Source organism: Streptomyces virginiae (assembly GCF_041432505.1).
Classification (GTDB): domain Bacteria; phylum Actinomycetota; class Actinomycetes; order Streptomycetales; family Streptomycetaceae; genus Streptomyces; species Streptomyces virginiae_A.
Genome location: NZ_CP107872.1, coordinates 221,878 through 237,316 on the forward strand (window position 1 = coordinate 221,878; position 15,439 = coordinate 237,316).

General features: G+C 70.5%; 12 protein-coding genes and 1 pseudogene. 8 read left to right on the forward strand and 5 right to left on the reverse strand.

Translation table 11 applies throughout. From position 1 onward, the window contains the following. Positions 1-409: 409 nt before the first annotated feature. Positions 410-934 carry an Imm21 family immunity protein gene (locus OG624_RS42085; RefSeq protein ID WP_331721036.1) on the forward strand — a complete coding sequence of 175 codons (525 nt, stop codon included), beginning with the start codon at positions 410-412 and terminating at the stop codon, positions 932-934. Between the two features lie 13 nt (positions 935-947). Here the strand turns inward: OG624_RS42085 and OG624_RS42090 are convergent. Continuing rightward, positions 948-1,379: pseudogene (locus OG624_RS42090) on the reverse strand (transposase); the annotation flags it as partial. Between the two features lie 389 nt (positions 1,380-1,768). Then, positions 1,769-1,930: a hypothetical protein gene (locus OG624_RS42095; RefSeq protein WP_331721037.1), complete on the reverse strand. Its 162-nt coding sequence runs from the start codon at positions 1,928-1,930 to the stop codon at positions 1,769-1,771. Between the two features lie 754 nt (positions 1,931-2,684). Between OG624_RS42095 and OG624_RS42100 the strand changes: the two genes are divergently transcribed. From OG624_RS42100 to OG624_RS42115, 4 genes are all read left to right on the forward strand, one after another. After that, positions 2,685-3,071 (forward strand): hypothetical protein, encoded by a 387-nt coding sequence (locus tag OG624_RS42100; RefSeq protein WP_371640957.1) that lies wholly within the window; start codon positions 2,685-2,687, stop codon positions 3,069-3,071. Between the two features lie 459 nt (positions 3,072-3,530). Continuing rightward, on the forward strand, positions 3,531-4,001 hold the full coding sequence (locus OG624_RS42105) for a lamin tail domain-containing protein (RefSeq protein WP_331721038.1): 471 nt from the start codon (positions 3,531-3,533) through the stop codon (positions 3,999-4,001). A gap of 62 nt (positions 4,002-4,063) precedes the next feature. Further along, positions 4,064-4,489: a hypothetical protein gene (locus OG624_RS42110; protein ID WP_331721039.1), complete on the forward strand. Its 426-nt coding sequence runs from the start codon at positions 4,064-4,066 to the stop codon at positions 4,487-4,489. Between the two features lie 199 nt (positions 4,490-4,688). Beyond that, entirely contained in the window at positions 4,689-4,844 is a 156-nt protein-coding gene (locus tag OG624_RS42115; RefSeq protein WP_244290797.1) for a hypothetical protein, read from the forward strand. A gap of 105 nt (positions 4,845-4,949) precedes the next feature. Here the strand turns inward: OG624_RS42115 and tpg are convergent, their stop codons facing one another. Further along, positions 4,950-5,504, reverse strand: coding sequence for a telomere-protecting terminal protein Tpg (tpg, locus tag OG624_RS42120; protein WP_033220445.1), 555 nt, complete (start codon positions 5,502-5,504; stop codon positions 4,950-4,952). A gap of 5 nt (positions 5,505-5,509) precedes the next feature. Next, positions 5,510-7,636, reverse strand: a complete 2,127-nt coding sequence (gene tap, locus OG624_RS42125; protein WP_331721040.1) for a telomere-associated protein Tap — start codon at positions 7,634-7,636, stop codon at positions 5,510-5,512. A gap of 298 nt (positions 7,637-7,934) precedes the next feature. On the opposite strand from tap, the gene OG624_RS42130 reads away from it, so the two are divergent. Together OG624_RS42130 and OG624_RS42135 are read left to right on the forward strand one after the other, a co-directional pair. Next, the gene (locus tag OG624_RS42130; protein ID WP_331721041.1) at positions 7,935-8,282 is read left to right on the forward strand and encodes a CU044_2847 family protein; all 348 of its coding nucleotides are present in this window, start codon (positions 7,935-7,937) and stop codon (positions 8,280-8,282) included. Beyond that, positions 8,266-11,121, forward strand: coding sequence for an nSTAND1 domain-containing NTPase (locus OG624_RS42135; protein ID WP_371640959.1), 2,856 nt, complete (start codon positions 8,266-8,268; stop codon positions 11,119-11,121). The genes OG624_RS42130 and OG624_RS42135 overlap by 17 nt, the downstream gene beginning before the upstream one ends. Positions 11,122-11,646: 525 nt before the next feature. Here the strand turns inward: OG624_RS42135 and OG624_RS42140 are convergent. Beyond that, positions 11,647-14,172, reverse strand: coding sequence for a DEAD/DEAH box helicase (locus OG624_RS42140; protein WP_331721042.1), 2,526 nt, complete (start codon positions 14,170-14,172; stop codon positions 11,647-11,649). 174 nt (positions 14,173-14,346) lie between these two features. Between OG624_RS42140 and OG624_RS42145 the strand changes: the two genes are divergently transcribed. Then, positions 14,347-14,865 (forward strand): hypothetical protein, encoded by a 519-nt coding sequence (locus tag OG624_RS42145; protein WP_051764070.1) that lies wholly within the window; start codon positions 14,347-14,349, stop codon positions 14,863-14,865. Positions 14,866-15,439 lie beyond the last annotated feature (574 nt).

The following is a 15,439-nucleotide window of genomic DNA, read 5'->3' on the forward strand; positions in this document are numbered from 1 at the left end:
GGGGGCCTCCTCGCCGCTGCGGGGCGGGCGGGCCCCGGCTGCTCGCCCGTCCCGGGGCGTCATCGGATCGGAGCCGTCGGGTACGGCTGCGGTGCTGGCTGCCAGGGTGGGAGTCGAAGGGAGGTCTCGTGATCTCGGCACTCGACCAGGTCGAGGCGCACGGCAGGAGCGGTTCGATCACCGCCCAGAGTTCATCGTCCACACATCCGACCAGCCCGAAGATCATTTCGTTGGGGTGGCAAGGGCTGTCCCATAACTGCTGCTTGCCGCAGGCGCTGCGCCTTTCCCCGTGCTGGGTTCCCTTGAGTGCGGGGACGTTGTCAGTGAGCCAGGGCACACTGACGTGCATGATCACTCTTCATCCACCGCAGACGATGCCTCCAGCCCCTCACTTGTCTGGGTGGAGTCGATGGGCGGCCCTTTGATCGTCGTTCCCGTCTCCGCCCTGGTCTCCTGGGGCGGGTGTACGGGGAGTGGACTTATGGCGGGAGACGCCACCGCCCCAGACGACTACGACCGGGCCTGCGCGGTGGACGATCTGGCTGGTGTGATCCCCCTCGACGAGAACGGTGCGCAGGCACTGGTGCTGGCGGACGAGCCGGCGACCAGCTGCTATCTGCCCCAGCACCGAGTGTTCCTGCGGTGGCGCGCCGCCGAAACCGAGGCCGGACTAAGAGCCGCGGCGGACACTGTCCTTGTGGACCCGGCCACGGTGTGGGAGGAGTGCGGCACCTGGGTATCGGACGGTCCGGCGGTGCTCATGGACTCCGCCGAAGCGGGTTTCGACCTGGGTGTCGAGTACCCCGACGGCGGGATGCCCGCCGAGGCACCAGTCCCGCTGCCTGCCGGCCGCTGGAGGGTCCGCGCCGCCCAGACCAAGGTGGACGAGGAGAACTGGGTCGGCCTGGTCCAGCTCCTGCCCGCCGAATCCTGAGCGCCGGGTGCGGTCAGTCGCGGCGCGCAAGGTTGTGCAGATGGGCGATGCCGAGCATCGCGTGGTGCACGCCATCGCCTTTGAGGCGGCAGTCGCGCAGGATCTTCCAGGTCTTCATCCGGGCGAAAGCATGCTCGACCCGAGCGCGGACCTTGCGGTGAGAGGCGTTTTACTCATCCTTCCAGACGGGAAGTTCGCTCTGTCCAGGTCCGCGGCGGTGTGGGATGACGACGAGCGCGGTACCTCGGTAGCCTCCATCGGCGATCACCGCGGCGTTCCCGAAAGCGGCCTTGGCCCCGGATAGCCCCGATGCCTTGCAGTCGTTGCGGTTGCCCGGAAGTGGTCGGCCGACGACGACCACCCGTCGGGTGTCTGTGTCGATGACGACCTGGTGATTCGTCGAATACCGGTAGTTCTTGGACCGCTCCGCCACCGCGTGGTCGCGGGCCCTCCCGGCCGGTATGTCGCCGGTGGCGCATCGAACCAGCCGACCATGGCGAGGTGAGATGACATGGACTTCCGTATGCCGATGAGGCGCTACGGCTCGACCGTGCACCTCACCCTTGCCGGAGAGATCGTCCTGCACACCCGATCCGCTCTCGACGACGCCCTGACCGGCCTCGACATGAGACAGAAAATAGCGTGCGGCCTGGCACACCGCCGATATCGCGCGTCAGGCAGGCCTACCCCCGCCGGATATTGGACGGCCAGGCCGCGACCACCCTGCACCGAGCGAGGCTCCGGATACGTCGCGGGATCGATACAGGCGTGCAACCGACCGGACCGGCGCTCCGGGACCCGACCGAGTGCTGAGGTCCCCGGTTCGAATGTTCGTCAGCGGCCTATCAGACGGGCCCGTAGCTCATCCAGATCGGCAAGACCGGCGCGGGAGACCAGCAGAGACAGCAGCCGGTCAATCCGGCAGTCGTCGCCTGCGTCGACCGCATCGACGATGTCCTGGACAAGGCTACCCACGCGCGAATCAGGGCTATCCATGGCCGACTCCTACCCGCCTGCCCTACCCGTCAGGCCCACTCACACGACTACTGCTGCTCCAGGCCTGCCATGCAGCACCAGGTCGGGCGCCCCGACATCCGTGCCGCCGTCATCTTCAAGGCCCGCGTCAACATGCACGGCAAGATCGCCAACATGGTGACGCTGACCGGCCCATATCCGCTCGGGGTCCTCGCAGCTCCGGGGCGAGTTCACCGACATCGACCACTTCGACGGCTCCTTCTGAACGCCGCTGCTGGGCAAGCCTCAGTGGCGCCGCACCCCGACACGGGCACCTGTCCGGGTGCGGCTCACACCCGTATCCGCGTGTCAAAGCCGGGCCTGACCCGGAGGGGGCAATAGCGAGTGAGGGGAGCTGCCCTTGGACGGGCTGCTCCCAGCCCCGTGGGGCTGTCGACCGCGGGCAGGTCCGGTAGCCGTCACACGTCGCCGGTCACTGACCCCGATTGGCAGCTGTCACCCTTTCCGGCTCCAACCGGCGATCGGTCACCAGATCCAGTACGAGCCGGATGCCGTGCTGTCGGCCTCCGGCTTGTCGGACACCTGCTCTACACCTGATGTGCGGGGCCGCCGGCAGGGTGACGGCGCGCTGTGAGCCCGCTGGCCCGGCGACCTGCGGGGTTGGGGCGTCGGTGGGGTGGTCGAAGAGGACCAGGATCCATCCATCGCCTGGAGTCTCCACCTACGACGGCCGGCACCGCCGGACGCGCGCCGAGGCGCTCCGGGCGGTGTGTGCGTGCGGGTGGAGGGGTGCGCCGAGTACCCGTTGGACTGGGCGACGGTCGGTGACCGGCCGTTGTGCGAGGCGGACGTCGACCTGACCGGGCCGCTCGCGGACTGGAACGCCCACCTGTCCCTCGTCCGCGACAAGGCGGCACCGTTGCCCGAGTCGCTGGCCGCCCTGCTGGTCGAGATCACCGAGCGACTGACCGCCACGACCGCGGACGCGCCGCTGGCCGTGCTGCGCGCGATCGGTGTGCTGGAGCGGATCGCCACCCGCGTCGGGCGGGAGGCGGCCTACGAGCCGGCGGACGGCGGGGTGTCCGCAGAGGCGGTGGCCACCGGGCTCGGGACCACCCGCTCCAAGGCCCTGATGCTCCTTCTGACCGCCCGCGACGGATGACAGCACCCGGTCGGCATCGGCATCGGCATCGGCATCGGCGTCCGTGGCTCCGAGCGCGGGGTGCGAGGCCTGCCATAGATCGGATTCATGTGCGAATTGCGGGCTTGCGTGCGAAGAATTCCGCAGAACGGCTGTTACTTGATCCACTGGTCCGGGCGGGTGAGGCGGGGGAGGGGTGCGCCCGGTGGTGCGCCGGAGCGCGTCGGCCCTGATGTCCGGTTTGTGGGGCGGGTGGGTGTAGCGGTCAGTGAATGTCAGGGGCACGCTCGGACGGAATGTGTGCATCCGGCAGTCGACTGTGACGGATATGTCCGTGTCCGGTAACCGGCCTCTGTGGGGGGTGCGGTGGGGTTCGTGTCGGGTCGAGAGTGTGGCCCTCGGCTCAACCGGGCCGACTCGACAAACGCCTTCACCACCGTGTTTCGGCTGGTGGGGCGCTGTTCTTGAGGGGCGCCACCTATGTCTTCCGCTTCTTCCTCCGTACGCCGTATCGCCGCCACCGTCCTGGCGGCCGGCGCGATCGTCTCCGCCGCCGCGCTGCCGGCGTCCGCCGCGGACGGTGACCGTCACCACCAGCAGCGGCCGCGGGTGGAGATCGGCCGGGTCCAGGCCGACAGCCCCGGACGCGAGGACCGCTCGAACCGGTCCCTGAACGCCGAGTGGGTGGAGATCACCAACACCACCCGCGACGGCATCAACCTGCGCGGCTGGACGCTGCGCGACCGCGACGGCAACCGCTACCGTTTCGACAACGTCCGCATCGCCCCCCGTGCCACGATCCGTATCCACACCGGCAACGGTCGCGACACCCGCACCGACCTCTTCCAGGACCGCCGCGACTACGTCTGGGACAACAACTCCGACACCGCGACGCTGCGCGACGACCGCGGCCGCACCGTCGACACCGAGTCCTGGGGCCGCCGCCGCTGATCCCCGCGGGCCGCGCGGCATGCTGCGGAACCTGCGTGATGTGATCCATCCGCAGCCGGACCATGCAGCAGCCGGCCGCTGACCGGCACGCGTACACGGGCCGTCGCCCCTACCGGGCGACGGCCCGCACCGCTGCGCGCAGCGGGCGGTCCCTGTTCGCACTCCGGGAGAGTAGCGCCGCCGGTCTGCGCTGCATCCGCCACCACCGGCAACTCAGCCCGCACATCGTCACCACCCCCACCCGCACCGACTACCCCACCCCCCTCGACACCATCACCACCGACCCCGCAATCACCCTCGACACCCTCGTCGCGCTGTACGGCCGATTTCCCCGCACCAGCCACCGCCTCGCCAACACCGCCGCCCGCCTCGCCACCATCCTCACCCGCCGCTACCACGCCCTGGACGAGGCGCACACCGACCTCTTCGGACCAGCCTTGCAAGAGTCCCTGGACATGACGGCATGGCTAGAAGGGCTCGAACCCTAAGCCCGGAGTCGGTTGTCGCTGAAGGATCTGACGGGGGAACATCGCCCCTCAGGTATGACGCGCCCCGCCAGCTGGTGGCTACGGCTGGACGACGGAGCGCCGGCGCCGGTACGCCAACGACCTGGGCTCGGACGTCACCCTCGTCGGGGTCACAGCCCGCTCGAACCGTCAGAAGAGTGACCAGGACCCTGCGACGTGGATGCCGGCTCCGGCGGTGCACTGCCGGTACATCGGCGAGTGGGTGGCCACCAAGTACCGGTGGGGTCCGGCGGTGGACCAGGCCGAGCGCGAGGCGCTGCTGACGTACACCGCCAACTGCCCGAACGAGACCCTCGCCTTCGTGCGGGCCAGCTGAGACAACCCCCGCCCGGGCGGAAACGGCGGCGGCGGTCACCAGCACGGTGACCGCCGCCGTGTGTTCCATGGGAGGGGTATGCCAACTCTGGGTGGACGTGAGCGTCTAGAACGACACGTCGATGTAGTCGATGTCGGTGAGTTCGACTTCGAGGTGGTCGGCGCGGGTGCCGCCGTCCTTGAAGTAGATCTCTTGGAGGCCTTCGGCGACGATCGCGCGCAGCTCCGGGTCGGCGGCGCCCTGTTGCTGGGCGTCGAACAGCCGGTTGGCGTAGGCGGGCGGGAGGTGGACGGTGAGGCGGCGCATGCGGCCGTCGTCGGTGGTGCCGATGGGGGCGGTGTACCCGAACCGGGCCCTCGTCTCCACCGTGATGCCGGTGCGGGTGGCGGCTTCCTTGCGGCGGCGGTTGCGTACCACGGGCTGCCAGCGGGCGCGCACGGCGGTGTCGATCCGGTCGGTGATGGCCTTGGGCGGGGTCTTGCGTGTGCCGGTGAGGTAGCGCTCGATGGACCGCTGGCTGACCCCGAGCTCGGCGGCCACGGCCCTGGTCGTCTTCAGCTTCCCCATGAGGAAGTTGATGCGGCCCTTCAGGGTCTTGGGCGGCTCCCGCGTGAATGTCTCGCGGCTCGCGCGCTCCAGAGCGTCCTCGATGTCCCCCACGGTTTCTATTCTCCTTCGTCCGTGACGGCGTCGCCGCCCTTGATGTGGCGGGCCGGGTTCAGGCCCTTCTCCATGAGGTCCACGGCCCACGCCATCTCCTGGATGCCTTCGACCTTTGCGAGGCCAGGCGTCGTCCCGAGGCGGAAGGCGCCCGGGAGCGGCTTGCCGGAGGTGGTGTAGGGCAGGAAGTCGAGCGGGGAGGGCCCGGACGACGCGTAGACGACGCAGTCGGAGAGCACACCGAGCGGGTACTGCCCGGTGGCCTTCGCCGTGTTGGCCATCTTGCGGTGCATGTTGACCCGCGCCTTGGAGATGACCGCCGCCCGGATGTCGGGGCGCCAGGTCGGCCGCTCCAGCGCCGGCCACCGCTCCCCGTCGCGGTAGTGCCGCCCCTGCGGGCGCTCGCGCAGCTTGCCGACACCGCCCTTGACCGTCGCCTTGATCGCCGCCAGCACGGCCGCCATCCCGGGGTCGACCTGCTTGTGCTGCTCCATCGCGGCGAGGAACTGCCGGTCGTCCAGCTCGGCGGTCACACCCAGCTCGGCAAGTGTTTCGACGTACGCGGTCTTGAGGCGGTCGTGCCACGGATCCAGGTACGCACCCGTTTCCCTGCGCAGGAACGCCTCGATCGGGGCGACGTCGAAGCCGAGTTCCTGGGCGTAGGCGAGGGTGTGGGTCTGGTACCAGGCCGGCCCCGTCGGCCGCTGACCGGACGGCGTGAACGGCGACGGCAGCCGCGGGTCCAGCTCGATACCGGACAAGTCCACCAGCCAGGACCCGGGGATCTTCTTGTTGAACTTCGGCGCGTGGAAGTGGTCGGGTGCGGACAGGCCGACGACCAGGCGCGCGGCCGCGGCGAGGAACGCGGTGTTCAGATCCAGGCCGATCGCGTACGGCCGCAAGCACTCCTCATCCGACAGCAGCTGAGGGTCCCGCACCCACTGGTAGGCCTCCTCGTCCAGGAAGCCGCCGCTCCACCCCTGCGCGACCGGGTGCTCCTGCGGGGCTTCCGGCGGGGCAGGGTCCATCAGCTCGGTACCGAGCGAACCCGGGTTGTAGGCGGACTCCCACGCGCCCGTGGTCTCGTTCTTCACGGCGCGGGTCGGCGGCCGCAACGCGGTCATCAACTCCAGCCCGGAGGTGGCGGTGGAGCCGCGGGGTGTGATCACCCGGGCCGCGTACGTACCCAGCACGCGGGCGATGTCGGCCGGCTCCATGCCCGCGACACCGGGCCACGCCCGGGCGTCCAGCGCGTCCCAGGACAGGATCGCGAGCTGCACGCACTGCCGCTGCCCCGCCTGCGCGGGGCGGTAGACACGCGCCCACGGCCCGAAGCCGCGCTGCGTCAGTTTCCACTTCGCCTTCGCGAGCTGCTTGCAGACCGGGTGGTCGTCCTCCAAACGCAGGGAGCGACGCTGCTCGTGGCCCTCCAGCAGCTCGGGCAGGCCCAGCCGTACGGCGGCGGCCGCAGTGAGCACGATCAGCGGGTCGGAGTCCTTGCCGTTGCGATTAAGGCGCGGCGCCCCTAGCCCGGACTCCTTCAGCGTCCACTCGACCAACTCCGGGATGTTGGCGGCCGGGCAGTCCAGGACGATCCCGTCCACGCCGTACGCGCTCCCGTCACCGTCCAGGACCGCGAGCGGGCCGTGCGGGAACCGCGGGTCGACGGCTGGCTGCCCGGCGGCTTTCCCCGCCAGGCGGCGCGACGTCGCCCGGGGCCTGACCGCCTCCAAGGGCGCCTTTACGACCGGATCCGGTGCAGCAATGATGGTGGCCTTGGCGTGCCCGGCCGGCTCGGTGGGTTGCTCCACGGGGCCGGCGAACGCCTCCAGAACCGGAGCGGGCACGGGAACCGGAGCGGGCGCGGACTCGGAGGCGGCCGGCGCGGGGTACCGCTCGGCCCAGCCGTCCAGCAGCCGCAGATACGCCTGAAGCCGCGGCGGGCGCGGCTCGGAGCGGCCGTTCTCCCAGTTCTTCACCGTCTGCGGCGTCGACTTCAACGCGGCCGCGAGCCGGGCCTGCGTGACACCGGCCGCCTCACGCAGCCGCGCCCGCTCCGCCGGCGACGGCAACCGCAGCTCGCCCTCCAGCAGTGCGTCCACCGCGTCGAACAGCTCTTCCTGGCTCGGCATGGCCCACCTCCACCCCGAACTCTAGCAAAATTAACCCCATCTAGATGTTGGATTTAACCCTACCGGGGTGTCGTGTTTTCGAGATGCGCCGCGGGGCCCGGTACCCAACTGCACTGGCTGTTGGGGCCGCCCGGGTGTGGGCACGAGCGCGGACGGGCAATGTCGCAGACAGGATCCGGCCGGCCTGTCGGCGCAGATGTCCGGAGGCGTCCGGCCTAATCCCGGATGCGCTCCCCGGCGGGGCGGACGAGGCTGACGGGGATCCCAGCGTGAGCCTTTCAGCGTTGCAGGAGGAGCCGTGGCACCTCTGGCCCGGATTCCTCTGGACGGCGGGGGCTTCGTGCTGATCGAGGCCCCGGCCGCCCCGGACGGACCTGTCAAGGCCGGTCGCGTCAGCGACGCCATTCGCGATCTGCCGGGGAGCCTCGAAGACGCCCTCGAACCGGTCACCCGGGCCGCGCGCGCCGCACTCGAACAACTGCGCAAGGCGGGACCCGACGAGATCACCGTCGAGTTCGGAGTCGACCTCGCGGTCGAGGCCGGGGCCGTGATCACCAAGACGGGCGCCCACTGCCACCTGATGGTGACGGTCAGATGGGAGCAGACCGGGTCCGTCCGGCGCGGCCCGGATGAGAGCGAGGGCTGATCCGGTGGAAGCCGACCGTGCGTCGAGACTGCCCCTGGCCGTCGCGCAGATCCTAGGCCCGGACGGGGAGGTCGCGGGGGCCGGCTTCCTTGTCGCCGCGGACGTCCTGGTCACCTGCGCGCATGTGGTCCGGGCCGCAGGAGGCGGCCCCGGCGACAGCGTGACGCTCGTCTTCCCACATACGGCAGGCGCTGCTCGGTCCGAGGGCCGCGTCATGGCCGAAGCATGGCGCGAGCCGGGGGAGGACGTGGCCCTCATCCGGCTTCCCGCCGTACCGCCGGGGACGGCCCCGCTCCCGCTGGGCTCAGCGGCAGGGTCCCGGGGCCATCAGGTGCGCTCATTCGGATTCCCCGCCCAGGCCCCGCGGGAGGGGCACTTCGGCTTCGGCGTGTCCGGTGACCTGCTGCCCGCCACCGCGCACAGGGGTGCGCATCTCCAGCTGACCGGGGCGAACGACCTCACCACAGGGTTCAGCGGCGGGCCGGTCCTGGACGAGGTGACCGGCCTGGTCATCGGCATGCTCGCCGAGATCACCGCCCCCGACGAGCACGAACGGGGGCAGGGCATCGCCTACGTCACGCCCACCCAGGTGCTGAGGGAGACCTGGCCGGAACTCGCGGAGCGGGAGGTGTGCCCGTACCGGGGGCTGGAGCCGTTCACCGCGGAGCACGCCCAGTGGTTCGAGGGGCGGCGGGACGCGGTGGAGCAGGTGCTCGCGAACCTGGCCCGGCAGCACGGCCTGACCCTGCTGCTCGGACCATCCGGTTCGGGTAAATCGTCGCTGATCCAGGCGGGTGTGCTGCGGGCGCTGGCCGCCGGCGCGTTGGCGGCCAGCGACCACTGGCTGCCCGTCCTCGTCCGGCCCCGGCAGGACCTGCCTGCAGAGCTGGAACGCGCCGGCCTGGCCGGGGCCGCCACCGACGGGATCGCCGCGGCCGTCAGCCGCCGACTCGCGGCCGAGCCCGGCCGTCAGCGCGTCGTGCTGGTCATCGACCAGTTCGAAGAGCTCCTCACCCAGTCGGCCACCCGCCTCGGCGTCGCGGACCAGATCACCGCGGCGGTCACCTCGAACACCGAGCTCCACGTGATCCTGATCATGCGTGACGATTTCTACCCACGGCCGGCCGCCTCGGCCCCAGGACTGCTGGAAGCCGCCATGCCGGGACTGCTCAACGTGCCGGGCACCCTGAGCAGACAGGACCTGCACGACATCATCACCCTGCCCGCCCAGGACGTGGGACTCCACTTCCAGGCCGGGCTGCCCGAGCAGATCATCTCCGACGTCCTGGCCACCACCCCCGAAGGGGTATCAGCCCGCCAGGCACCCGCCACCGTGCTTCTGCTGTTGGAGCTAACGCTCAGTCAGCTGTGGCAGCGGCGCACGGACGGATACCTCACGCACGACGCCTACCAGCGGATCGGAGCGGTGACAGGAAGCCTGACCACCTGGTGCGACACCGCCCTCGGCCAACTGTCCCCCGAGCAGCGGCCCATCGCGCAGCGCGTCCTGACCTCCCTGGTACGACCCGCCGACCGGGCCCGCAACGTTCCCGCGATCCGCGCGCAGATCCCGCTTGACGAACTGCGCGACCTGGCATCCGACCCCGATGACACCTCCGACGGCGCGGGGGCCGCCGACGGCAGGGGGGCGGTCGACGCCGCCATCGCCACCCTCACGCAGCACCGCATCATCACCACCCAGACGCTCCGGACGCCCGAGCACCGCGACGCGCACGACGCACCGCCCGGCCGCCCGGTGGCCGAGCTGATCCACGACGCCCTCATCCGCGACTGGGGCGCGCTGCGCGACTGGGTCGGCCAGGACCACCGGTTCCAGCAGTGGCTCGACCGTACCCGCGAACGCAGGGCCCGCTACGCCGAGGGAAACGATCCGGGAGACCTGCTCGACGGAACCGCCCTCGCCGAAGGCTTGGAATGGTCGCACCAGCGACGCCTCCCGGGAGACATCGCGGCCTACCTCGCGGCCAGCAGGCAACGCCAGCAGGCAGGGATCCGGCGTAGCAGACGCCTCAACGCGATCCTGGCCGGCTTGCTCGTCGTGGCCGTTCTGGCGGGAGGCTTCGCATTCGTGCAGCGTCGGACCGCCGTCGCCCAGCAGCGCCAGGCCCTCTCCAGGCAACTCGCCGCGCAGTCCGGCACGCTCATCCGCACCAACCCGGAACTCGCCTCCCTGCTCGCCGTAGAGGTGTACCGCACCGACGACACCCCGGAGTCTGCGGCCGCCCTGCACACCGTCGCAGCGCTCCCCCTGCACCGACGTCTCTCCGACCACACCGGCAACGTCGCATCGGTGGCGTTCAGCCCTGACGGACGCACCCTCGCCACTGCCGGCGCCGACAAGACCACCCGCTTGTGGGATCTGGCCGCAGGCCGGACACGTGCCGTGCTGCGCGGGCACACCGACGAGGTGTGGTCGGTGGCGTTCGGCCCCGACGGCCGCACCCTCGCCACGGGCAGCGACGACAAGACCGCGAGGCTCTGGAACGTGGTGCTGCCCGAACCTGCCGCGGAGATCGAGAGGATCTGCCGGGCCGTCGGCCGCGACCTCACCCGGAGGAATCTGCGGCGTACCTGCCGGACCGGCCAGCCCGCTCGGCATGCCCCCAGGCAGGACCCCCTTCCGGCGCCGGGCGGACCCTGTAGCGGCACCCCGTTGGCGTCAGCCTGTTGGCTCACGGGGGACTGGGACACCGTCACCCGGCGTCCTACGCTGCAGTGCGCGCAGGCCCCGGCCCGCGCGAACGCCAGGCTGTTGCGACTCACGCGCCGCCCGACAGTGCCCGGACTTGTCGGCGAGGGCTCGCCCCCGACTGCGTGACGGGAAGCTCGATCTCGGCCGCTGCCGCCCGTTCCGCCGCACCCACCTGCCCCAGCCTGGCCCTGGCCAGCAGGGGCTCCAGCGCACTGACCGTAAGCCAGAACCACACACCCCGCGGCGAGTCACCCCTCGGGCACACGCGCGGAGAGCGGCGCGGCCGGATTGTGCACCCGCACCAGATCAGGCTCCACTGATGGGCGTCGCGGATTCTTCACTGGTCCGGCGACGGGCTTTTTCACTAGCGTGCGGGGGTGTTGAGTCGGGGCGTGGCGTTTGTGTGGTGCAGGCGTGTGTCGTTTCGCGGGTGGTCGGCGTGGCGCGCCTGCAGGGCCCTTGGCCTACGGCCGCCCTGGGGGCTGACCGCCACCGGCGTGCTGCGCTCGCGCGCCTACTGCGCCCAGTGCACGTCGAGCAGCCGTCCTCCAAGCCCCGGCATCCGGGACCCCCGGAGAGGCTTCCGGCGATAGACCACAGCTCCTCGCGCTGGTCTGCGGGGGCCAGCGCGAGGAACCAACCCGACGGCGCCTACTGCGCCCATTCGATGCCGAGGTTGGCGAGTGCGGCGAGCTGCGCCGCGTCGAGCCGGTCACGGCGGGCTTTCTGGTTGCCGATCCAGATGCCGGTGCGGTGCTCCGTCCCGTCGGGCAGCCGTTCGACGACGGCCCGCCCCGGCATCCCGCCTTTCCGCGCGATGTACTGCTGAAGGGCCTCCAGACCCGTCTGGAACGCCGTACCGCCCGCGCGCGGCCCGGACGCCGTAGTCGTCTTCGCCGCGGCCTTGCGAGCCCGCGCAGCCTTCTGGGGTCCTACGCCGAGCGCACCGAGCCGGTGCTGCTGTTCGGTGTTCAGCCGGTCCCAGTTCCTGCGCTGCGCGGCGAGCCAGCGTCCGATGTCGTCGCCGTGCCGGGTCACGCCGGGGACGATCGCGGCCGGCCGCGCGCCGTCGGCGAGGAGCTGGGCGAGGTAGGCGTAGTGCCGCTGCCAGTCCACCGTCCACCCCAGCACGGCCGGGTTCCAGTCCGGATCGATCGCGGCCAGCTGAGCGGCCCGCCGCTCCGCGCGTACGGGGTCCTTCCCGAGCCCGCCGGGGCGGCGGATGTTCGTGAGCCACTGCCCGACCTGGACGTCCATGATCGCCACGCCCCGCGGCGCGGCCAGGCTCCCGTGGAGCTCGTAGTAGGCCCGCGCCGCCCCGAGGTTGGCCTCGAAACCGGCGTCGGCGGTGTCCCACACGACCCCCAGATCCTCCAGCTCGGCCGCCCGCTCCCCGGTCATCGTCCCGGCCCGGTACGCCCGCCGCTGGTCCGACAGCCACCTGCCGAGCGGGAACGCCCCCGCCTCCTCCACGTGCTCGTACGGGACGTCCAGATCCCCTTCGCGCTGCCGGTACCGGTAGGCGGCCTCGGCGCCCCGACGCCAGTCCTGCCGTTCGGTGTTGATCACCTGGTAGCTGATCCACTTCGCGATCAGCGCCGGGTCCCGCGGCGTCGCGAACTTCAGCAGCAGCCGTGACTCCTCCTCACCCTCCTCCGGCGCCTTCCCGACCGGCCGCGACGGGTCCACGATCCTTTTCTGATTCGCCTGAGGAATAGCGAGCATTTCCACAGCCTTTTCATCATGCGCCCGCAATCCCGCCAAAACCCGTACCAAAGGCCTATAGGAATTCGACGAAAGCATGTCCTCAGGATTTTCACCCTCCCGCAGAAACACGGGCACGATAAGGGTGGCCATCTTCCCCTCGCCGGGCTTCTGCCGCAAAGCCCGCCCGATCGCCTGGACGATATCGACGGCCGACCCCTTCGGATCGATCAGAGCCACACTGTCCGTGGCCCGAATATCGACGCCCTCGCCCAGGACCCGGCAATTCGAGAGCACGGCACGCCCGGCCCTGCGACCGAATTCCGCGAGCACGGACTGCCGGTGAGAGCCCTGGTGTTCCCCGCACAACCAGCCCGACCACACCCGCTCGGGATGCCGCCCCGGGTCGACGGCGTGCAGCCGCGCGGCGACCCGCTCCAGCCCTACGGCGAAGGCCTCTGCCTCCATGGTTCGGTGGTGGAACGTGATGGTGGTCTGCAGCCCGTACGCCGCCATCGTCTCCAGCAACGCGGTCTGCACCGCCGCGAGCCGCTGCCCCCGCAACTGTTCCTCGTACCGCTCTTCACTGTTCAGCCGTTGTGGAGTGACGACGGGGTCGGTGAGTTCCGCCACCACGATCTGATACTTCGCCAAAAGCCCCCGGGAAATAGCCGAAGCAAGCGAAAGCTCATAAACAACAGGCCCGAACACCCGCACATCGTCCATCGAGCACGCGAGGTCCTTCGGCAGCCGGTCCCACCGCGGCCGCGCCACCCACATCCGCCCCTCCGCCTCGGCCTCCTCACGCTCCCGACGCTCCTCCGCCGCGCGCCGGCGAGCCTCCTCCCGCTCCCGCTCCTGGGACCTCGGCGCCCGCTCCATCCAGATCCGCGGGGTCGCGGTCATGTAGAGCCGGCGCATTGCGGGGATGACCTCCTGCCGGTGGACGTCCGCCCACGCCTTCCCCGCCGACCCCGACGTGCGGTGCGCCTCGTCGACAATCACCAGGTCGAAGACGTCCATCGGTAGCCCGTACGCGCCCTCGTGGGCCTCGGCGATGACCGGCAGCGAGGCGTACGTGGCGTACACCGTGACGGGGCCGCGGCCGTGCCAGAGCCCGAGCTGGGGCGCCGACGTCGTGGTCCGGACGTCGAGCTGCCACAGCTGAGGGTCGTCCTCCAGCGAGCACACCGCGACAGCCGGCCCGGTGTGCCCGGCCAGCCGCCACTCCCGCACCGTCTGCGTGAGGAGATCGAGGGTCGGCAGGAGCACCAGGACCCGGCCGTGCCGGGCGAGCCGGAGCGCCGCCGCGGCCGCCATGAACGTCTTCCCGGTCCCGCACGCGGCCACCACCGTGGCCCGCAGACCCGCCTCCGGAATGTGTTTCCCAGGAGGAATATCCAGCCCTCGGACAATGGCCTCCACCGCCTCCTCCTGGTGAGGACGCAGCACGATGTCACCAGACTTCTGCATTCGACACTCCGTGAAATCGAAGCGGTGGGACAGACCCGCCGGGGGAGGGGTTGTGGTGTTCTCGGGATCCTACACAGCTACACGCCGCATCTCCGCCGTGATGCATACTGATGACTGTACTTGAACGGGCCCTCTGCCAGTGGGCCCTTCGCTCTCCCGGGGGTAGGAGTGGGCATGTGGCGAGTCAAGAAGAACGAGGACAGGGAGCAGTGGGCGTGGAGCCCGCTGGTTGCTGTCGGACCGCTCGAGTTCGGCATGAGGTCGGACGAAGTCGCGGAGGCGTTCGGCGAGCGGACCATAGGCGGGGGAGAGCGCCGTGAAGGGCATGAGCACTTTCAAGATCGGGGGGTCATGGCCTACTACACGGATGCTGGCCACCTGGCTGCGGTGGGTCTGTCCGCCGCAACAGGCCCGCAGCTCACTCTGGGAGGCATTCCCTTGGTCGGACAACCGGTCGAACAGGCGCGGTCCCAAACGGTGCAACGCCTGCTCGGTTATGCGGAGGAGCAAGGTCTGCGGTTCTCCTGGCTTCCATCCGGAGACCCGGCACTGCAGCAGCTCGGTCTTGTCGTGCGCAGAGTGCAGGTTGGCGACGCTGTTCTGAGTCGCCCGTTGCTCATGTACAGCGGATGGTCCTGGGGCGGCATGTGGGAGGAGTTCATCCCGGGCCAGGAGTGGATGACCAGTCCTTGACAGCCAGGCCGCAGGATCGCGGACGGCAGCGGTACCGGTCCCAGCCACCTGCTGCTTCCTGAACTGGGTTGAGGACGGGGCTGGCGCTGGCAAGCGTTTGCATGGCCCTTTTTCCCCGGCCGCCGGTTGGGTCGTGACCACCCCCGCGCAGACCGGGAGGTTTATGCCGTTGGGTTTCCAGTGCTGGAGGCTTCGCCACCGGCCCCGTCGAAGCGGACCTTAGCCGGGGCCACTGACATCGCCGCCGGCACCCGACAGACCACCCCCGGCCCCTCACCGCTGCCAGCCGGCCCGCGGCAGCGGGCCCAGGTCCTGGAGGCGAAGCCGGAAGGACCAGGAGTGGGAGCGTCAGCGGACGCCCCAACGGGCCGAAGGCCCGTCGATGACCGCGCTTGCGCGGTCATCTGGTGATGCGTCAGCGCCACCGGCCCGGCGCTTGCGCCGGGCCTTCCCCTGGACGTCCGCTTGCGGACGTCGATTCCCGCGCGAGCGCGGGAATCTGGCGAAGCGTCAGCGAAGCCCGCCCGGAAGCGCAGCGAAGGGCTTCCCTCCTGAGCGCGCCAGCGCTCAGGTA